Raw genomic sequence first — 17,305 nt, 5'->3', positions numbered from 1 at the left:
GTGACGCGCGAGATACGGCCGGTGCGGTCGCGCACCGTGTCATTGTTGGGCCGAACGGGTGACTTGGCGTAAGAATTGGCTGGTGCAGGGATTGAGTGCGAGTCAGATCAGGGGGAGCCGGTGAGCCGTTACGACGTCACCGATGAACAGTGGGAAGGGCTCGCCCAGGTCGTGCCGCTGCGGGGCCGGGACGCCTGGCCGTCCGCGGTGAACCACCGCTCGCTGCCCGACGCCGAGACCGAGACCCGGCGCCGGTTCGTGGTCCTGCGTGTCAACGTCTTCGCGGACGCCCGGGAAGTCGCCGAGACCCTGATGGCCGGGGCGCCGGTGCTGCTCGACCTGTCCGGTGCGGAGGGCGACGTCGCCAAGCGCGTCCTCGACTTCAGCACGGGCGTCGTCTTCGGCCTGGGCAGCGGCATGCACCGCGTGGACCGCAACGTCTTCCTCCTCACCCCGCCCGGGACGGAGGTCAGCGGACTCATGGAGGGCGCGGCGATCTCGGGCGGCTGACCACCGGCAGGCCCCGCCCCCGACCCACGGTGCCCGCCCCGGGGCCGACTGGGCGGCGGGGGAGCCGGTGGCGTTGCGGTAGCGGCGGACGGGTTGCTGGAGCGCCGGACGTTGCCGCTGGGCCCCGACTGCGACGCCTGGGCCCCGGACGCGCCTCCGGAACCCCGGCCGTGACGCTGAAGCCCGTTGCGTGCGCGGCGCGGTCCCGGTGGTGCGTGATGCGGTCACGCGCGCGGTGCGGCCCCGGCGTTGTGGTGCGGCCGTTCGGATCCGGGGTCCCGCGGGGTCCGCCGGACCCGCGGCCTTCCGGGAGCGGGCGCTTGGCGCCGGGGCCGGTGGGACGCGCGTTCTCAGTGCCGTACGGCGCCCGCCGCGGGGTTCGGGGTGCGGGCGGTGAACACCCACACGCCGTGCGACTGCGTCGCGCCCATGACGCGGCCCTTGCTCAGCAGCCAGGGGCTGTCCTTCTGGAACGGGGCGAAATTGTCGTTGGAGACGATGATGCCGCCCACCTCCTCGGCGATGCTGATGACCAGCGCGTCACCCCGGCCCTCCGTGCCGGCCGGCGGCTGGACCACGTGGTGCTCCGCGACCGCCTGCTCCACCAGCGGCCGTTCCTCCGCGCTGACCTGGTGCCGCAGGGAGGCGTCCACGACCACGTGGATGTCGCGCTGCGGATGCTTGAACCGGAGCGCGGTCACCGCCGCCTGGAGCGCCGCGAAGCTCGGCCGGCCGCCCTGCGTACGCGGCGGCCTGCCGTTCCAGGCGAGGTTGGAGCCGTCCACGACCAGCGGCTCGGTGGACTCGCCGGCCTGCCGCGGCCTGCCCGCCGGGGTCTGCGGATGCGTGGGCCTCGGCACCGGCCGCGAAGCCGGGGACAGGGCCAGTAGTCGTTCGAGCTCCTTGGTCACCTCCGGCTCCACCGCGCCGTCGCCGAACACCTTGACCTCACCGTTGAGCACGACCTCGCCGGTCCGCTGGAGGGTCGCCTTCACCGACAGCAGCCCCTCCTTGCTGTAGGTGAACTCCAGGTCGAAGACGCCCTCGCTGCGGTCGCGGCAGGGCTCCGGGTACGTCAGCCGGAGCTCGGTCAGCTTGACGTTGTCCGGGTGCTCGACCGGCCGGTCCGGCGCCCCTTCCCAGACCTCGACCGTCAGCTTGGTGACGTGGTCCTTGTTGGGCTCGTACGACTTCACGCGCTGCTGGGGCAGCCGCAGGTTGCGCGGGATCAGGGTGCTGAACCGCCTGTTGCCGTCGCTCCCGGTCGTGACCGTGCCGAGCGCGTGCGTGTTGACCACCCGGATGATGCTGTTCAGCTCCCCGGCCATGGCGGCGGCGCAGATGGCCGCGCCCTCGGCCACCGCCGTCATGGGGTCGAACGCCTCGACGGACACCGGATCGCGGTCGAGCGCCTCGGCGACCGCGGCGCGTACCGCCGGGATCTGGCTGCTGCCGCCGATCATCAGCACGGCGGTCAGGTCGTCCGGGTCGAGCTGTGCCTGGGCGAGGCACTCCTCGACCGGCTCCAGCGCCCGGGTGATCAGGTCCTGGATCTCGTAGGAGAACTCGTCCTGGCCGATCTCCACCGACGCGCCGTCCGGGGTCAGCACGCTGACCGACTCCTGCTGGGACAGCAGGATCTTGCTGCGTTCGATGTCGAGCCGGAACTGCCGCTTCTCCGACTCCGTCCACGCCCGCCGCGCGGGGGACCGCTCCAGGACCATGCGGCGCAGCCGTTCGTCGATCTCCAGACCGCCGAGCCGGTTGACCCCACGGCTGGCCTTCTCGTCGAAGAAGCCGTCGTCGTGGAGCAGGAGGGTGGCGTCCATGGTGCCGCCGCCCCAGTCGAAGACCAGGAACTCGCCCTCCTCCTCCAGGTAGTGGGCGTAGGCGATGGCCGCGGCGGTCGGCTCGTTCAGCAGGGCGCGCACCGTGATGCCCGCCGCACGGGCCGCCTCCCGGGTACGGAACCGGGCCGCGCCGGTGGCGTTGGCCGGTACGGTGATGACCGCCTCGTCGATGTCCGTGGCCGCCTCGTCCTGTGCGGCGACGACCATCGACCGGAACACCGCGGCCGCGGCGGTGGTCGCGGCGAACCGTTCGCCCCCGATGGTGACGAGCGGTTCCTCGCGCAGCATCCGCTTGCACGCCTCCACGGCGCGCTCGGAACGCAGCTTGGCCTCCCAGCCGAACAGGGTGCCGGCGCGCAGCGAACTGGTGCCGACCACGGACGGGTACAGGCGCTCGAAGCCCGGACGGCGCCAGGTGGCGTCCAGTCCGTGGCCGCCGATCTCCAGCACCTCGGCGAACTCGCCACCGGTCCACTGCGCGGCCACCGAGTTCGTGGTGCCGAAGTCGATACCGGTGGCCGTCATGCGTCTTCTCCCGTGGTGTGCTGTGCGGCGTCCGGCGCGATCCGCCGGAGCTGACCGGCGAGGATGACCTTGCCCGTCAGTTCGTCGACGTAGGCGGGGCGCAGCAGTTCGAAGGCCTCGCCCGTCCCCTCCGTCACGACGAACGCTTCCGCCTGGTCCGGTGTGTCCAGCCGCCGGATCCCGAGGGCCTTCAGATGGTCCGCCATCGAGGCGCGGACGGCCGGGCCGCCGTGGTCCGGCTGCGTCCACAGCAGGGCGTCCATCTCGGCCACGCGGCCGGTGAAGGCCGCGCGGGTGCGGAACTCGTCCAGGACCGCCTTGCGCACGGCCGCGGTGAGCGCGCTCGGCGGAGGCGCGTCGCCTGCCGCGGCCTCCGAGAGGGCGGCGGGGACGCGTTCGACGATGCCCTTGATCAGCGTGGGCGCGTCCACCGGCACCCGGGCGGGCGCCGGCGCCGGGGCCTCGGCGGGCGCGGGTGCCGGGGCCTCGGCGGGCGCGGGCGGTGCGGTGGGCTCGACGGGTGCTGCGGCGGAGTCCGCTCGTTTGGCGGTCGCGGCCGGCGCCGGCCGGGCGGTGGCCGCTCGGCCGGCCTGGCGTATGCGCAGACCGGTGGGCTTGGAGCTCTTGGCGCGCCCCTCCGCCCCGGGCTGCACACCGCCGCACGCCGGGCAGATGCGCCCGGGGCGGTCGGCCTTGTCGACCCTCTTCCTGGCGGCGGCCTTCTTCGGCGCGGCCTTCTGGTCGGCTGACCGGCCCCGGGAACCGGTCGAACGAGAGGGGTTCTTGCTGGAGGACATTGCGGACGATTACCTCGCAGAGAGGGTGTGGAGAACGGCCGGGCGCTGATCAGGCCCGTCGGTCGTGGCGGTCGAGACGTGGGGGCGTGCTGCGCAGGTCGTCGAGGAGTTCCACGGCCGCGCGCGCCCGGATCCGCTCCAGCTCCGCGCCGCTCACCACGGGCGTGCGCCGGGGCAGCGGCGCCACCGGCGGTACGAGCGTGACGGGAACCGAGTCCGGCATCAGATAGCGGTCGGGCTCCAGCGGGATCCGGAAGAAGACCGACAGGCCGGCGTCGGTGCCCTGCGCGGCGCGGATGCGCTCCTCCGCGTCGTTGATCCGGGCCTGCTCGCCGTGGTCGCCCTCGGCCTCGCGGAACAGCTCCCGGCAGTGCTTCTCCCACCGGAACGAGCCGTGGTCCAGGCCGAGTTCGATGAAGGGGTTGGTGACCCGGTCGCGGCTGTTCTTCGGCGTGGCCCGCCAGCGGCGCACCAGCGCCAGGTTGGCCCCCGCCTGCTCACCCAGTCCGGCGGCGGCCTCCGCGAGCGCCTCGGCCTCCGCGAGGTCGCCCTCCACCGCGGCGACGTACGCCCCGATGGTGAGCGCCTCCTGGCGCAGTCCGGCACCGGCCTTCCTGCCGGTGCCGCCCTTCTCGAACCGTGCCGCCTGCTGCCCGGCCTCCTCCAGCCGGCCCGCCTTCAGCAGGTCGTACGCGCGGTTCAGGGCCACCAGCGCGTGGAACGGGCTCAGTTGCGGACTGACGCTCTCCTGCGGCTGCCACAGGTTGGCCATCAGCAGCCACAGCCCCGTGTCGGCGACCGTCTCGCGCGGCCATTCCCCGTTGATCGCCCCGGACCTGAGGTCCCGGAGCTGGATCTGCTGGGTGCGGGGCAGCAGGGCGTCGAGCTCGTCGATCCGCGTGATGTCCCCGTCGGCGACGACGTCGTACAACAGGTCCCACAGGTCCGCGGGGTCGAGCCGCTCCAGGCGCGCACCGCTCAGGAACGCCTCGCGCCGCAGGTGGTCGGTCCACTCCAGGGCGGCCGCGTCCTGCGGAGCGACCTTGTCCGGCACGAGGCGCGCGCGCAGGTAGAGCGCCTCGTCCGGGTCCCGGTCCGCCCACGGCCGGTCCTCGGGCAGCAGACCGCCGTGGTCCACCAGGTCGTCCAGGACGGGCAGCGGCGCCCAGGGCAGGATGGCGGGCAGATGGCGCGTGGGCACGGGGACGGCACCGCGGGTGGCGGCAGCGGCGAAGAGGGAGAAGGCCGGACCGCCGGAGACGGCGCGCGCCCGGCCGCTGACGAGCAGCAGGCTCGGCGCGCTGGAGCAGATCACCCGGCAGCGCTCCGCTCCCGCGTCGGTCAGCCAGGGAACGTCCGCTTCCCACAGCGCCCGTATGTGCGCCAGCACCTCTTCGGGAGCCGCGTGTTCCAGCGCCCGGCGCACCGCCGGGAGGAGAGCCTCGCGGTCCGGCGCGCCGGTGGCCGCGGCCCGCAGCACGGCACGCGGTTCCTCGGGCAGGCCCGGTACGGCCGAGAGTTCGTCCAGCAGGCCGTGCACGGCCGTGACGGCATCCCCGGTCACGCCCAGCCAGGCCCACTTCCGGCGAAGGAAGCCGCTGACCGCCGTGCGGTCGCGGGATTCGCGCCGCTCACGGTCGCGGGCCAGCCGGTCCTTCTCCGCGGCGATGGCCGCACGCCTGCGCGCCGCGGGATCGCCGCTCTCGAACTCCTCGTACACCCCGGCAGAGTAACGGTGAGCACCGACAACGACCACAAGACCGTCATCTTCCGCGACATTCCTGGTCTGCGCGGGATGTCGGCCGCCGTCAGGTCCCCCGATCGTAGGAACGTCCCGGCAGTGAAACGGTTCGGCGTACGGGCGGAGCCCTACGGTCCGCATATGGCCGTGCCCTCCGTGCCCTCCGTGTCCGCTGAGCCGCCGGCGGCCGACGCGTCCGCCGCCACCGTCCCCGCGCACCCCCGCCCGCCCCTCGACCGCCCGCCCCTCGACATCCGCTCCCGGATCACCGAACTGCGGCTGTCGGCCTTCGCCGGGCACCGGCGGGCCGGGTTCCCGCTCGGCGCGGTCACCGTGTTCGCGGGGCCCAGCGGGGCCGGCAAGACCACCGCGCTCGCCGCGTACGAGGCGCTGGCACGGCTCGGCGGCGGCGCCCCGCTCGGTGAGGCGTTCCCGGACCCGGCCGCCTGCGTGCCGGAGCGGGCCCGCCCCGACGCCGAGGGGCGGCGGGGGTTCCGGATCGGCTGTACGGCCGACGGCGCCGAGGGCCCGGTCCGGCTCGACCTCGCCGTCCAGGCCGAACCGTACCCGCGGATCGTGGGGGAGCGGCTGACCGCGAGCGGAGTCGTCCTGCTTCAGACCGCCCTGCGCGACCCCGGGCGCCGGACCGTCCAGGCCGCCTGGCACACCGCCGGCTCCGCCCCGGTCACCCGCGCCCCGCTCCCCGACGACCTCCTGGGCACCGCCCTGCTGCCCTTGCGCGTGGCCGGCAAGACGGACGGTCAGCGCCATGTGCTCGCGGCGGCCGAGCAGATGGTCGTCGCCCTGCGCTCCGTCTTCCCCTGCGATCCGCGCCCCGAGCACATGCGCGCCCCCATCCCCACCGGCTCGGGCCGGCTGCTGCGCGGTTGCGACAACCTCGCCGACGTGCTGTGGCGCACGCGCGCGGAGTGCGGCCGGCGGCACGGCCTGCTGGTCGAGACGCTGCGCTCGGGCTGCGCCGGGCGGGTGGCCGACCTGGTCGCCGAGCCGCTGGCCGACGGCACGGTACGGGCGCTGCTCGACCGGGGCGACGGCTTCCGCAGCGAACTCGCCCGGCTGGGCGACGGCGAACTGCGCTACCTCGCGCTCGCCCTGGTGCTGCTGACCGGGCCGGGCGTGCTCGACGTGGACACCCCCGGCGAGGTGCCCGACGCGCTGCGGACCCTCACCGTCCTCGCCGACGGCTTCGACCGCGGTCTGGACCCGTGCCAGCGCCGGGAGTTGCTGCGGACGGCCGCGCGGATGGGCGAGCGGGGGCACATCCGCTGTGTGGCCGCGGTGAGCGACGCCTCATGGGCCGCCAGGACCCCCGGTGTCACGGTGGTACACCTGAACCCGTGACCGAACACCCCGATCCCGGCCTGGCCCGACTCCAGCGCAGACTCGCCGAGTTCGCCGCCGCGCGGAACTGGCAGCCCTACCACACGCCCAAGAACCTCGTCGCCGCCCTCTCGGTGGAGGCCTCCGAACTGGTCGAGATCTTCCAGTGGCTGACGCCCGAGGAGTCCGCCCGGGTGATGGACGACCCCGGGACCGCCCACCGCGTGACGGACGAGGTCGCCGACGTGCTGGCCTATCTGCTCCAGCTCTGCGAGGTCCTCGGCGTCGATCCGCTCGCCGCGCTGGCCGCGAAGATCGACCGCAACGAACGCCGGTTCCCGCTGCCTGGTGCGGAGGACCAGCAATCGGAGCACTGAGCTCCGTTATTACTCTCCGGAGTCAAATCGGCGGCCGAATCCGAATTGTTGTCCACAGATTTCGGTCTTCCTCTGGCTTTTCGCCCCAGGGTCCCTCACGCTGGGTAGTGAACAAGGGAGTTCGGGCAGCCGTGCGAGGTGACGCGGCGGAGGGACGGGGGCACCTTATGGATGCGGTACGGCTCATTCTCACGAGCAGGCGGGCCCTGGCGGGTGGCGCCGACACGGCGGAGATGATGGCGGAGGTCTGGCAGGCGCAGGCCCTGGCGCAGGCGATCGGGAGCCGTCTCGCGGTCTCGGGCCCGCCGGAACTGCGCGGCGAGGCGCTGGGACTGACGGAGCTGGCGGGCCGGGGCTGCGGAGTCCTGGACCCGCCCGAACTCGACCCCGGCGACCTGCGCGCCGCCCAGCTCACGAAGCTGGACGACGCCCGCGAGACGCTGCTCTGCCTCGGCGGGCTGCTCGGCGAGGTCGGCATAGCCCTGGTCGGCATGGCCAGCGCCGCGGCCGACGAGACGACGTACTGGCAGTGCATGGAGGCGATCGACGCCGCCGACGAGTCCCGCGACCGCGTCCTGGAGATGCTGCGCAAGCTGGCGGCCCGGGAGGAGGTACTGCCGGGCGACATCCAGGACAGCCCGTCGGGCGTGTGAGCGGGGTTCCCTCGCGGGGCGGCACGGCAGGGATGGTGGGAGCGGGTGGACGCGTTCGGTTCGGCCCGCGTCCGGGTTACGGCCGTGCGCGAGCGGCGGGTGGTGTGGTGCGCGTGGGCGGCCGTTCGGTGCGGGATGCGGCGGGGCGCCGTCGACTGGGCCCGGCTCAGGACGGGGCTGCCCGGCTGGGATCGGTCCGGTCCGCTCGTCGGCCCCGGCTGTGCGCGTGGTTCAGTGCTCGTGGCGGTCGGCGCGCCGAGTCGGCACCCCGCGTGCCGCCCCAGCCGGCCGCCTCATTCCGTCTCGTCGGCCGCGCCCGGCGCCGGCCCCCCGGCCTGGAGGTCCGCCAGGGCCGACAGGTCCGCGTTCAGGGCCGCCATCAGCTCCTCCATCTGCTCCAGCAACCCCTTCGGCCGGCCGGCGGGGCCGCCCTGCTGGGGAACGGACTCTTCGGACATGACAGCCTCCTCGGCCCCCGGCCCGCCGGGGCCGGCGCGGGCGCCGGACGGTCCGGCTCCGACGGCCCAACGATCATCACCGGGGCCGGTCACTGGCCCGGAGCGAGGCCCGCGCGCGGGGTGGAGGAATTTCACCCGACCGGGGACAGCCGTACCGGACGGTCCCGGCGCGGTTGACGCGGGCGGCGCCGTGCAGGATAGATGTATGGACCTTCGAATCTTCACCGAGCCCCAGCAGGGGGCCACCTACGACACCCTGCTCGCCGTGGCCAAGGCCACCGAGGACCTGGGCTTCGACGCCTTCTTCCGTTCCGACCACTACCTGCGCATGGGCAGCGTGGACGGACTTCCCGGCCCGACGGACGCCTGGATCACCCTGGCCGGCCTCGCCCGCGAGACCAAGCGCATCCGCCTCGGCACGCTGATGACCGCCGGCACCTTCCGCCTGCCCGGGGTGCTCGCCATCCAGGTCGCCCAGGTCGACCAGATGTCCGGCGGCCGGGTCGAACTCGGCCTGGGCGCGGGCTGGTTCGAGGAGGAGCACAAGGCGTACGGCATCCCCTTCCCGAAGGAGAAGTTCGCGCGGCTGGAGGAGCAGCTCGCGATCGTCACCGGGCTGTGGGCGACCGAGGCCGGCAAGACCTTCGACTTCCACGGCACGTTCTACGACCTCACCGAATCGCCGGCGCTGCCCAAGCCCGCCCAGAAGAAGGTCCCGGTGCTGATCGGCGGCCACGGGGCGACCCGGACCCCGCGGCTCGCCGCCCGGTACGCCGACGAGTTCAACATCCCGTTCGCCTCGATCGAGGACAGTGAGCGGCAGTTCGGCCGGGTGCGGGCCGCCGCGGTGGAGGCGGGCCGCGACGCGGACGACCTGACGTACTCCAACGCGCTCGTCGTCTGCGTCGGCAAGGACGACCAGGAGGTGGCCCGGCGCGCCGCCGCGATCGGCCGTGAGGTGGACGAGCTGAAGGCCAACGGGCTGGCCGGTTCCCCGGCGGAGGTCGTCGACAAGATCGGCCGGTACGCCGAGATCGGTTCCCAGCGGATCTACCTCCAGGTGCTGGACCTCGGCGACCTGGACCACCTGGAGCTGATCTCCAGCCAGGTCCAGTCCCAGCTGTCGTAACCACCCGGCGGGCCAACCCTGGTCCCGGGGTCCACGCCTACGGGCCCCGGGACCTCGCCTGGGGCCGCCTCCGGGGCCCCGGCCGCGTGCTCTCGGCGCCCAGCCCGCCGCCCCTGGCCCACGGGTTCGGTCCATCGGCCACCCGCCCCGGGCCCCGGGTCCCGGCCAGCGGTCCGCCCCCGCGGGGTGCTCGGCTCACGGGTCCAGCCCGTCGGTCCACCCGTCCCGGGTTCCGGCGAGCGGTCCGCCCGTCCGGGGGCAGGCCATTGGTCCCCGCTCATCGGTCCCCCCTTCCCGGGCACCCGCCCTACCCGCCCCGGGTTCCGGCCTCGTTGCCAGCCCCCACCCCCCTGTGACGAGGCTGTGACCGGAGCTGTGGCTTCCGTCATGGTCCGGGGGGAGCGGTCCTGCTGGGATCAGCCGATGGACGACGACTCACCGCTCGGCATCCTCTTCGGCTTCCTGCTCTTCCCGGCCGTTCTCGCGATCCCCGCCTGGGTGATCGCCGTCATCGTCAAGCTCCTGTCCGTGGCGATGCCCGGCAGGCGCCCGCACTGGCGGCTGGACCTCGTGCGCTGGTCGGCGTGGATGGCGGGCTGGGCCGCGGTGGTCCTCTACTTCCTGGGCGCGGGATCGGTCGCGCTCTCCGTGCACGAGTCCTCCTCCGGCGCGGACTCCACACCGGCGCACGAGTGCCGCGACGACTTCCCGCCCGGTGTGCTCGTCGGCCAGCAGGCCTCCTGGGTGCCGCTCCGCTTCGACTGCGTCCTGGCCGACGGCAGCACCCGGCCCAGCAGCCCCGGCTACTTCTGGCTCAACACCGCTGTCGTCGGTCTCGGCCTCGCCGCCGTGACCCTCGGCGTCCTCGCCGGAGCGATGTCCGAGCGCCGGCCGGAGCCGGACGGGCCGGTCACAGATCCCGGGTCACAAGACGCTCGCCGTCCGGTGTGAGGAGGAGCAGATTCCAGGCGACGCCGGTCTCCCCGTCGTCGCCGTCCCACCACTCGGCGAACGCGTCGGCCAGGTCCGCCGCGCCCGCCGCGCGGTCGCCGGCGTCGTAGGCACCGGTCAGTTCGACGTCGTAGTCGCGGTCGCCGAGGTGGACCAGGACGACCCGGGTCGCCCTCGACGCGGAGTCCTTCGCGCCGTGCCGCGCGGCCCAGGAGCGGAAGTCGGCCAGGAGGCCGGGATCCGGCTCGCGGCGGGTCAGGGGACGGGCGGGACGCCGGTGCGGTGCGCCCGCGACCCCGTGGCGGCAGCCGAGCACCCAGGCACCGCGGTCGCGGTCCACGACCTCCCGTGGCCGGGCCGTGAGCGAGCGCCGCACACAGCCGCCCCAGACCACTTCGCGGACCGCCGCGCCCTTGCCGCCGGAGTCGAGGATTTCCCTGCCGGTCCGCCAGCCGGCGTCGTAGGCGGCGACCCGGGCCGGTGCGGTCGGGCGCGCGGCGGACGCCGGCCGCCGCGCGCCGGTGTCGCAGGACACCGTCAGCAGCGCGAGCAGTCCCAGCGCGGCCGGCGCCCACGCCCGCCGTCCGCCCCTCCATTCGGTCACGCGCACGGTGCGTCCCCCCTTCACGGCCCCTGCCCGGACTGTCCCTGCCCGGTCTGTCCGCCCGGTGAGAGGGCTCTCGTGCCGGAAGGGTTGCCCGCGCGGCCCGGTCGGACCTGACCCGGCCGGGGTGCCGGGGGGACCCGTGGATCCCCCCGGGCCGGCTCAGCCGCGCTGGGCGAAGCCGTGGTCCAGGATCTTCGCCGCGTCCTTGAAGCGCTGGTCCGCCGACGTGTCCGCGAGAATCGAGCCCACGACCGTCCTCGAACCACGGGTGGCCGCGAACACCAGGCAGAACTTCGCCTCCGGACCGGAGCCGGTCTTCACGCCGAACGCGCCCCGGTAGGAGGCGAGGAGCTTGTTCGAGTTGCTCCACGGCTTCATGGCGTGCGTTCCGCCGCCGGGCCGGTACGACTGCATGTCGTCGTAGACCTTCGTGCCGACGACCTTCTTGAACGTCTTGTTCTTCAGCGCGACCCCGGCCAGCTTGGCCAGGTCGCGCGGCGAGGAGTAGTTCTTCCCGTTGGACACCCCGTCGAAGGAGTCGAAGTGGGTGTTCTTCAGGCCGAGTTCGCGCGCCTTGGCGTTCATCTTGCCGATGAACGACTTGGTCCGCTGGGCCGTCGTCGAGCCCGTGCCGTAGGTGTCCGCGAGCGCGTAGGCCGCGTCGCAGCCCGACGGCAGCAGCAGGCCGTACAGCAGGTCGCCCGTCTTCATCGAGTCGCCGAGGATCAGATTGGCGCTCGAATAGCGCTGGACGTGCGTCACCGGGTCGATGACGTAGTCGGTGTACTCCCTCTTGATCTTCACCTTCTTCCCGAGGTCCACGTTCCGCTGCGACAGCACCACGAGCGCGGTCATGATCTTCGTCGTGGAGCCGGTCCGCAGCCGTCCGTCCGGCGCCTTGCCGAAGAGCTGCTTGCCGGTCGCCGGGTTCATGGCGTACGCGCCCTGCGCCGACACCTGCGGCGCCGCGGCGGCGGCGCGCTGGGCGGAGGCCGCGGCCGGCGCCGTGGCCGCCTGGGCGGGAGCGGTCGCGAGGACGCCCGCACCGAGGACGGCACCGGCCGCCACGGCGACGGCGGCTCTGCTGCGTACCCGGGTTCCCTGGCCGTTGGTCATGGTTCCCCCTTCTGTCAGTGGTCAGTTGACGAGGGCTCACTCCATCAGACGGGGGGCCGGGGCGGCCGTAATGGATGTCACATGGGTCTCCTGTGAACACCGTGTGCCGGAACTGTGGCTTCCATCACAGCGCACATGATCCGTGCCTGGTCGTATGGCCGCGTGCGCAGAATCCTCCCCCTTGCTCTCACCGGCCTGCTCGCCCTGTCGGCGTGCCAGTTCATCGGTGACGACGACCCCGGCGACGAGGCCCGCCGCCTCAACACCATGAAGGCGTTCCCGCTGAACGCCTACATACCGGACGCGACGTCCCGTGACGGCAAGGCCGTCGGCACGGCACAGTGGATCCTCGCCAAGCGGTGCATGGTCCGGCTCGGGTTCACCGGTTTCACGTCGCTCGACATCAGGACCGTCGAGTCGACCTACCCGGTGCGGCAGGGCACCCTCGCGGGCGGCAGCAAGGTCGGGGACGACAGCCCGTACGGCGTGGACGACCCCGACCTGGCGGCCGAGCACGGCTACCACAACGCGGTGCGGGACGAGTCCGACGACCAGCCCATGGAGTGGCCCGCCGACCAGTACGCGGCCCTCACCGGCACGTTCGAGTCCGGCGACAGCCACCGGTCGCACGGCCACCCCATTCCCGCGAAGGGGTGCATGGGCGAGGCGGTCCGGAAGATCTACGGCCCCGAGCCCAAGCCGACGAAGATCGGCGGCGTGCGGCTCAGCGGCTACTACTCGCTCCCCGCGCAGTACTGGTACCAGGCGCACAAGCAAGCGCGGAAGGACCCCGCGTGGAAGAAGGCCGAGCGCGCGTGGTCGGACTGCATGAAGGACAAGGGCTTCCGCTACTCCGACCCGGACCAGGCGTCCACCGACTCCGACTGGTTCCGCGGTGACGAGCCGTCGGAGAAGGAGAAGAAGACCGCCGCCGCGGACGCCCGGTGCAAGCTCGACACCGGCTTCATCCAGGCCGTGCACGCCGTCGAGAGCCGCGCGCAGAAGAGCGCCATCAGCAAGAACAAGAAGGCGCTGGACGCACGACGCGCCGACGACCGGCGGGCCATGGCGAAGGCGCGGAAGATCGTCGACGCCGAGTCCTGAGCGGGCGGGCCCGGCCGCAGCCACGCGGAAAACCTGTGGTCGGCGGGGTTCCGGCCAGGGAGACTCGACAGCATGTTCGTGACGATCTCCACCACCGGCACGGCCGGGAACCCGGCCACCGACCTGGGGTACCTGCTGCACAAGCACCCCGACAAGGCGCAGGCGTTCTCCACGTCGTACGGCACCGCGCACGTCTTCTACCCCGAGGCGGACGCCGAACGCTGCACGGCCGCCCTGCTGCTGGAGACCGACACGCTCGCGCTGGTCCGCCGGGGCAAGGGCAAGGGCCGCGGCGGCGCCCCCGACGCGGCCCTCGCGCAGTACGTCAACGACCGCCCCTACGCGGCCTCCTCCCTCCTCGCGGTCGCGCTGAGCACCGTCTTCTCCAGCGCCCTGCGCGGGGTGTGCAACGCCCGCCCGGAGCGGGCGGCGGCCCCGCTGCCGCTGCGCGTCGAGGTCCCGGCGCTGCCCGCCCGCGGCGGAGCCGGCCTCGTACGCCGGCTGTTCGCACCGCTCGGCTGGACGGTCACCGCCGACCCCGTCCCGCTCGACACCGCGTTCCCGGAATGGGGCGACTCGCGGTACGTCCGGCTCGTGCTGGAGTCGGACCGGCTGACCCTCGCCGAGGCGCTGCGCCACCTGTACGTCCTGCTGCCGGTGCTGGACGACGCCAAGCACTACTGGGTCTCCGCCGACGAGGTCGACAAACTGCTGCGCGCCGGTGAGGGCTGGCTGGCCGGCCACCCGGAGCAGCAGCTGATCACCAGCCGCTATCTGTCCCGGCGCTGGTCGCTGACCCGGCAGGCGCGCGAGCGGCTGGAGCTGGTGCGGCTGGCCGAGGCCGACGACAGCGAGGTCGAGGACATCGACAACGCCGTCGCGCAGGAGACCGAGGCGGAGGAGAAGCCGACCCCGCTCGCCGAGCAGCGCCGGGCGGCGATCCTCACCGCGCTGCACGCGTCCGGTGCCGCGCGCGTCCTCGACCTCGGCTGCGGTCAGGGCCAGTTGGTGCGGGCGCTGCTCAAGGACACCCGGTTCACCGAGATCGTCGGCGTCGACGTGTCCGTACGGGCCCTGGCCATCGCGGCGCGGCGGATCGGGCTCGACCGGATGGGGGAGCGGCAGGCGGCCCGTGTCAGGCTCGTCCAGGGCTCCCTCGCCTACACCGACAACCGGCTCAAGGGGTACGACGCCGCCGTGCTCAGCGAGGTGATCGAACACCTCGACCTGCCCCGGCTGCCCGCCCTGGAGTACGCCGTGTTCGGGCACGCGCGCCCGCGCACGGTCGTCGTGACCACCCCGAACGTCGAGTACAACGTCCGCTGGGAGAGCCTGCCCGCCGGACACGCCCGGCACGGCGACCACCGCTTCGAGTGGACCCGCGAGGAATTCCGCGCCTGGGCGGCGACCGTGGCCGGACACCACGGCTACGACGTCGGGTTCGTCCCCGTCGGCCCGGACGACCCCGAGGTCGGCCCACCCACCCAGATGGCCGTGTTCCACCGCGCCGACACCGAGAAGGAGGCGAAGGCCGCATGACCGGGACCCGCGAGCCCGGACGGGAACTCCCCGTCACCGACCTGTCCCTCGTCGTCCTCGTCGGCGCCTCCGGCTCCGGCAAGTCCACCTTCGCCCGGCGGCACTTCAAGCCCACCGAGGTGATCTCCTCCGACTTCTGCCGCGGTCTGGTCGCCGACGACGAGAACGACCAGAGCGCCAGCCGGGACGCCTTCGACGTCCTGCACTACATAGCCGGCAAGCGGCTGGCCGCCGGCCGCCGCACCGTCGTCGACGCCACCAGCGTGCAGCAGGACGGCCGGCGTCAGCTGATCGACCTGGCCAAGCGGTACGACGTGCTGCCCATCGCCATCGTGCTGGACGTGCCGGAAGAGGTGTGCGCCGAGCGCAACGCGGCCCGCACCGACCGCGCCGACATGCCCCGCCGGGTGATCCAGCGGCACATCCGCGAACTGCGCCGCTCGCTGCGCCACCTGGAGCGCGAGGGCTTCCGCAAGGTGCACGTCCTGCGCGGGGTGCGGGAGGTGGAGAACGCCACCGTCGTCACCGAGAAGCGCTACAACGACCTGACCCACCTCACCGGCCCGTTCGACATCGTCGGCGACATCCACGGCTGCTCCGCCGAACTGGAGGCGCTGCTCGCCGAGCTGGGCTACGTGGACGGGGTGCACCCGCAGGGCCGTACCGCCGTGTTCGTCGGCGACCTGGTCGACCGCGGCCCGGACAGCCCCGGCGTGCTGCGCCGGGTGATGTCCATGGTGAAGTCCGGCAACGCCCTCTGCGTCCCCGGCAACCACGAGAACAAGTACGGCCGCCACCTCAAGGGCCGCAGGGTCCAGCCCACCCACGGGCTCGCCGAGACCATCGCGCAGATGGAGGGCGAGAGCGAGGAGTTCCGGGCCGAGGTGCGGGAGTTCATCGACGGACTGGTCAGCCACTACGTCCTGGACGGCGGCCGGCTCGTGGTCTGCCACGCCGGCCTGCCGGAGAAGTACCACGGCCGCACCTCCGGCCGGGTCCGCTCGCACGCCCTGTACGGGGAGACCACCGGCGAGACCGACGAGTTCGGGCTGCCGGTGCGCTACCCGTGGGCGGAGGACTACCGGGGCCGGGCCGCGGTGGTCTACGGCCACACACCCGTGCCCGAGGCCACCTGGCTCAACAACACCATCTGCCTGGACACCGGTGCCGTCTTCGGCGGCAAGCTGACCGCGCTGCGCTGGCCGGAGCGCGAGCTGGTCGACGTACCGGCCGAGCGGGTCTGGTACGAGCCGGCGAAGCCGCTGCGCACCGAGGCGCCCGGCGGCCACGACGGCCGGCCGCTGGACCTGGCGGACGTGTACGGCCGCCGGGCCGTGGAGACCCGGCACGCGGGCAGGGTGGCCGTCCGCGAGGAGAACGCGGCGGCGGCCCTTGAGGTCATGAGCCGCTTCGCGACCGACCCGCGCCTGCTGCCGTACCTGCCGCCGACCATGGCGCCGACGGCCACTTCACGGATCGAGGCCCGCGGCGGAGCCGCTGATGGACACTACCTGGAGCACCCCGAGGAGGCGTTCGCGCAGTACGCGCGGGACGGCGTCGCGCGGGTGGTGTGCGAGGAGAAGCACATGGGCTCGCGGGCGGTGGCCCTGGTCTGCCGGGACGCGGAGACGGCACGCAAGCGGTTCGGTGCGGAAGGCCCCACGGGTTCGCTCTACACCCGCACCGGGCGGCCGTTCTTCGACGACGCGGAGGCGACCGAGGAGATCCTCGGCCGGCTGCGCTCGGCGATCGGCGACGCTGGTCTGTGGGACGAACTCGACACGGACTGGCTGCTGCTGGACGCCGAGCTGATGCCGTGGTCGCTGAAGGCCACGGGGCTGCTGCGCGGCCAGTACGCGGCCGTCGGCGCCGCGTCCGGCGCGGTGTTCCCGGGCGCGCTCGCCGCCCTGGAGGCCGCGGCGGCGCGCGGTGCCGACGTGGGCGGCCTGCTCACCCGGCAGCGCGAACGCGCCGCGGACGCCCAGGCGTTCACCGCCGCCTACCGCCGCTACTGCTGGACCACCGACGGACTGGACGGGGTCCGGCTGGCCCCCTTCCAGCTCCTGGCCGTCCAGGGCCGCAGCCTCGCCGCGCTCCCGCACGACGAGCAACTGGCCCTGATCGACCGGCTGGTGGAGCACGACGGCACCGGACTGCTCCAGACCACCCGGCGGCTGTACGTCGACACCGGCGACCCGGAGTCGGTCCGCGCGGGCGTCGACTGGTGGCTGGAGATGACCGGCCGGGGCGGCGAGGGCATGGTCGTCAAGCCGGTCGGCGCACTGGTCCGCACCTCCGAGGGGCGGCTGGTGCAGCCCGGCATCAAGTGCCGGGGCCGCGAGTACCTGCGGATCATCTACGGTCCCGAGTACACCCGGCCGGACAACCTGGCCCGGCTGCGGCGGCGCTTCCTGAACCACAAGCGGTCCCTGGCGCTGCGCGAGTACGCCCTCGGCCTGGAGGCCCTGGACCGGCTGGCTGGCGGGGAGCCGCTGTGGCGGGTGCACGAGGCGGTGTTCGGCGTGCTGGCACTGGAGTCGGAGCCGGTGGACCCGCGGCTGTAGGCGCCGCCGGGCACGCCTGCCTCGCCGGCGCCGGCGCACGTCT

15 protein-coding genes are annotated in these 17,305 nt (G+C 73.5%); 9 read left to right on the top strand and 6 right to left on the bottom strand.

Going from position 1 to position 17,305, the window contains the following annotated elements; genetic code table 11:
* Positions 1-120 precede the first annotated feature (120 nt).
* Positions 121-510 (top strand): cell division protein SepF, encoded by a 390-nt coding sequence (locus AQJ11_RS27875; RefSeq protein WP_014675566.1) that lies wholly within the window; start codon positions 121-123, stop codon positions 508-510.
* Between the two features lie 350 nt (positions 511-860).
* Here the strand turns inward: AQJ11_RS27875 and AQJ11_RS27870 are convergent, their stop codons facing one another.
* From AQJ11_RS27870 to AQJ11_RS27860, 3 genes are read right to left on the bottom strand one after another with little or no spacing between them, the layout of a single operon-like run.
* The gene (locus tag AQJ11_RS27870) at positions 861-2,885 is read right to left on the bottom strand and encodes an Hsp70 family protein (RefSeq protein WP_014675567.1); all 2,025 of its coding nucleotides are present in this window, start codon (positions 2,883-2,885) and stop codon (positions 861-863) included.
* Positions 2,882-3,682 carry a hypothetical protein gene (locus AQJ11_RS27865; protein ID WP_059264906.1) on the bottom strand — a complete coding sequence of 267 codons (801 nt, stop codon included), beginning with the start codon at positions 3,680-3,682 and terminating at the stop codon, positions 2,882-2,884. The genes AQJ11_RS27870 and AQJ11_RS27865 overlap by 4 nt, the downstream gene beginning before the upstream one ends.
* Positions 3,683-3,731: 49 nt before the next feature.
* Positions 3,732-5,402: a hypothetical protein gene (locus AQJ11_RS27860; protein ID WP_059264904.1), complete on the bottom strand. Its 1,671-nt coding sequence runs from the start codon at positions 5,400-5,402 to the stop codon at positions 3,732-3,734.
* A 162-nt stretch (positions 5,403-5,564) separates the two neighbouring features.
* Here AQJ11_RS27860 and AQJ11_RS27855 point away from each other — a divergent pair, with 162 nt between their 5' ends.
* The 3 genes from AQJ11_RS27855 (at position 5,565) to AQJ11_RS27845 (ending at position 7,794) form a co-directional block, all read left to right on the top strand.
* Positions 5,565-6,785: an AAA family ATPase gene (locus AQJ11_RS27855; protein WP_059264902.1), complete on the top strand. Its 1,221-nt coding sequence runs from the start codon at positions 5,565-5,567 to the stop codon at positions 6,783-6,785.
* Positions 6,782-7,141, top strand: coding sequence for a nucleotide pyrophosphohydrolase (locus AQJ11_RS27850; RefSeq protein WP_015493375.1), 360 nt, complete (start codon positions 6,782-6,784; stop codon positions 7,139-7,141). The genes AQJ11_RS27855 and AQJ11_RS27850 overlap by 4 nt, the downstream gene beginning before the upstream one ends.
* Positions 7,142-7,308: 167 nt before the next feature.
* Positions 7,309-7,794, top strand: a complete 486-nt coding sequence (locus AQJ11_RS27845) for a DUF6099 family protein (RefSeq protein ID WP_175252292.1) — start codon at positions 7,309-7,311, stop codon at positions 7,792-7,794.
* Positions 7,795-8,087: 293 nt separating this feature from the next.
* Here AQJ11_RS27845 and AQJ11_RS49955 read toward each other — a convergent pair whose 3' ends face one another.
* On the bottom strand, positions 8,088-8,252 hold the full coding sequence (locus AQJ11_RS49955) for a hypothetical protein (protein WP_014675573.1): 165 nt from the start codon (positions 8,250-8,252) through the stop codon (positions 8,088-8,090).
* Positions 8,253-8,457: 205 nt separating this feature from the next.
* Here AQJ11_RS49955 and AQJ11_RS27840 point away from each other — a divergent pair, with 205 nt between their 5' ends.
* Both AQJ11_RS27840 and AQJ11_RS27835 read left to right on the top strand, forming a co-directional pair.
* Entirely contained in the window at positions 8,458-9,381 is a 924-nt protein-coding gene (locus AQJ11_RS27840; protein WP_059264900.1) for an LLM class F420-dependent oxidoreductase, read from the top strand.
* A 423-nt stretch (positions 9,382-9,804) separates the two neighbouring features.
* Positions 9,805-10,332 carry a hypothetical protein gene (locus tag AQJ11_RS27835; RefSeq protein WP_059264898.1) on the top strand — a complete coding sequence of 176 codons (528 nt, stop codon included), beginning with the start codon at positions 9,805-9,807 and terminating at the stop codon, positions 10,330-10,332.
* Here AQJ11_RS27835 and AQJ11_RS27830 read toward each other — a convergent pair.
* Both AQJ11_RS27830 and AQJ11_RS27825 read right to left on the bottom strand, forming a co-directional pair.
* Entirely contained in the window at positions 10,292-10,936 is a 645-nt protein-coding gene (locus AQJ11_RS27830; RefSeq protein WP_244218369.1) for a hypothetical protein, read from the bottom strand. The two genes, AQJ11_RS27835 and AQJ11_RS27830, sit on opposite strands and share 41 nt — an antisense overlap.
* Before the next feature lie 162 nt (positions 10,937-11,098).
* A complete protein-coding gene (locus AQJ11_RS27825; protein WP_059264896.1) occupies positions 11,099-12,055 on the bottom strand; it encodes a D-alanyl-D-alanine carboxypeptidase family protein in 957 nt (318 codons plus the stop codon).
* Positions 12,056-12,217: 162 nt separating this feature from the next.
* Here AQJ11_RS27825 and AQJ11_RS27820 point away from each other — a divergent pair, with 162 nt between their 5' ends.
* The 3 genes from AQJ11_RS27820 to AQJ11_RS27810 all read left to right on the top strand — a co-directional run bounded on the left by AQJ11_RS27820 (position 12,218) and on the right by AQJ11_RS27810 (position 17,262).
* Positions 12,218-13,159, top strand: a complete 942-nt coding sequence (locus tag AQJ11_RS27820) for a hypothetical protein (protein ID WP_059265088.1) — start codon at positions 12,218-12,220, stop codon at positions 13,157-13,159.
* 72 nt (positions 13,160-13,231) lie between these two features.
* Positions 13,232-14,698, top strand: a complete 1,467-nt coding sequence (locus tag AQJ11_RS27815; RefSeq protein ID WP_059264894.1) for a 3' terminal RNA ribose 2'-O-methyltransferase Hen1 — start codon at positions 13,232-13,234, stop codon at positions 14,696-14,698.
* Positions 14,695-17,262 carry a polynucleotide kinase-phosphatase gene (locus AQJ11_RS27810; RefSeq protein ID WP_059264892.1) on the top strand — a complete coding sequence of 856 codons (2,568 nt, stop codon included), beginning with the start codon at positions 14,695-14,697 and terminating at the stop codon, positions 17,260-17,262. The genes AQJ11_RS27815 and AQJ11_RS27810 overlap by 4 nt, the downstream gene beginning before the upstream one ends.
* Positions 17,263-17,305 lie beyond the last annotated feature (43 nt).

This window comes from Streptomyces corchorusii (genome assembly GCF_001514055.1).
In the GTDB taxonomy this organism is placed as follows: Bacteria; Actinomycetota; Actinomycetes; order Streptomycetales; family Streptomycetaceae; genus Streptomyces; species Streptomyces olivaceoviridis.
The sequence above is the reverse complement of the archived record's forward strand: the minus strand, read 5'-3'. Positions and strand labels throughout refer to the sequence as shown.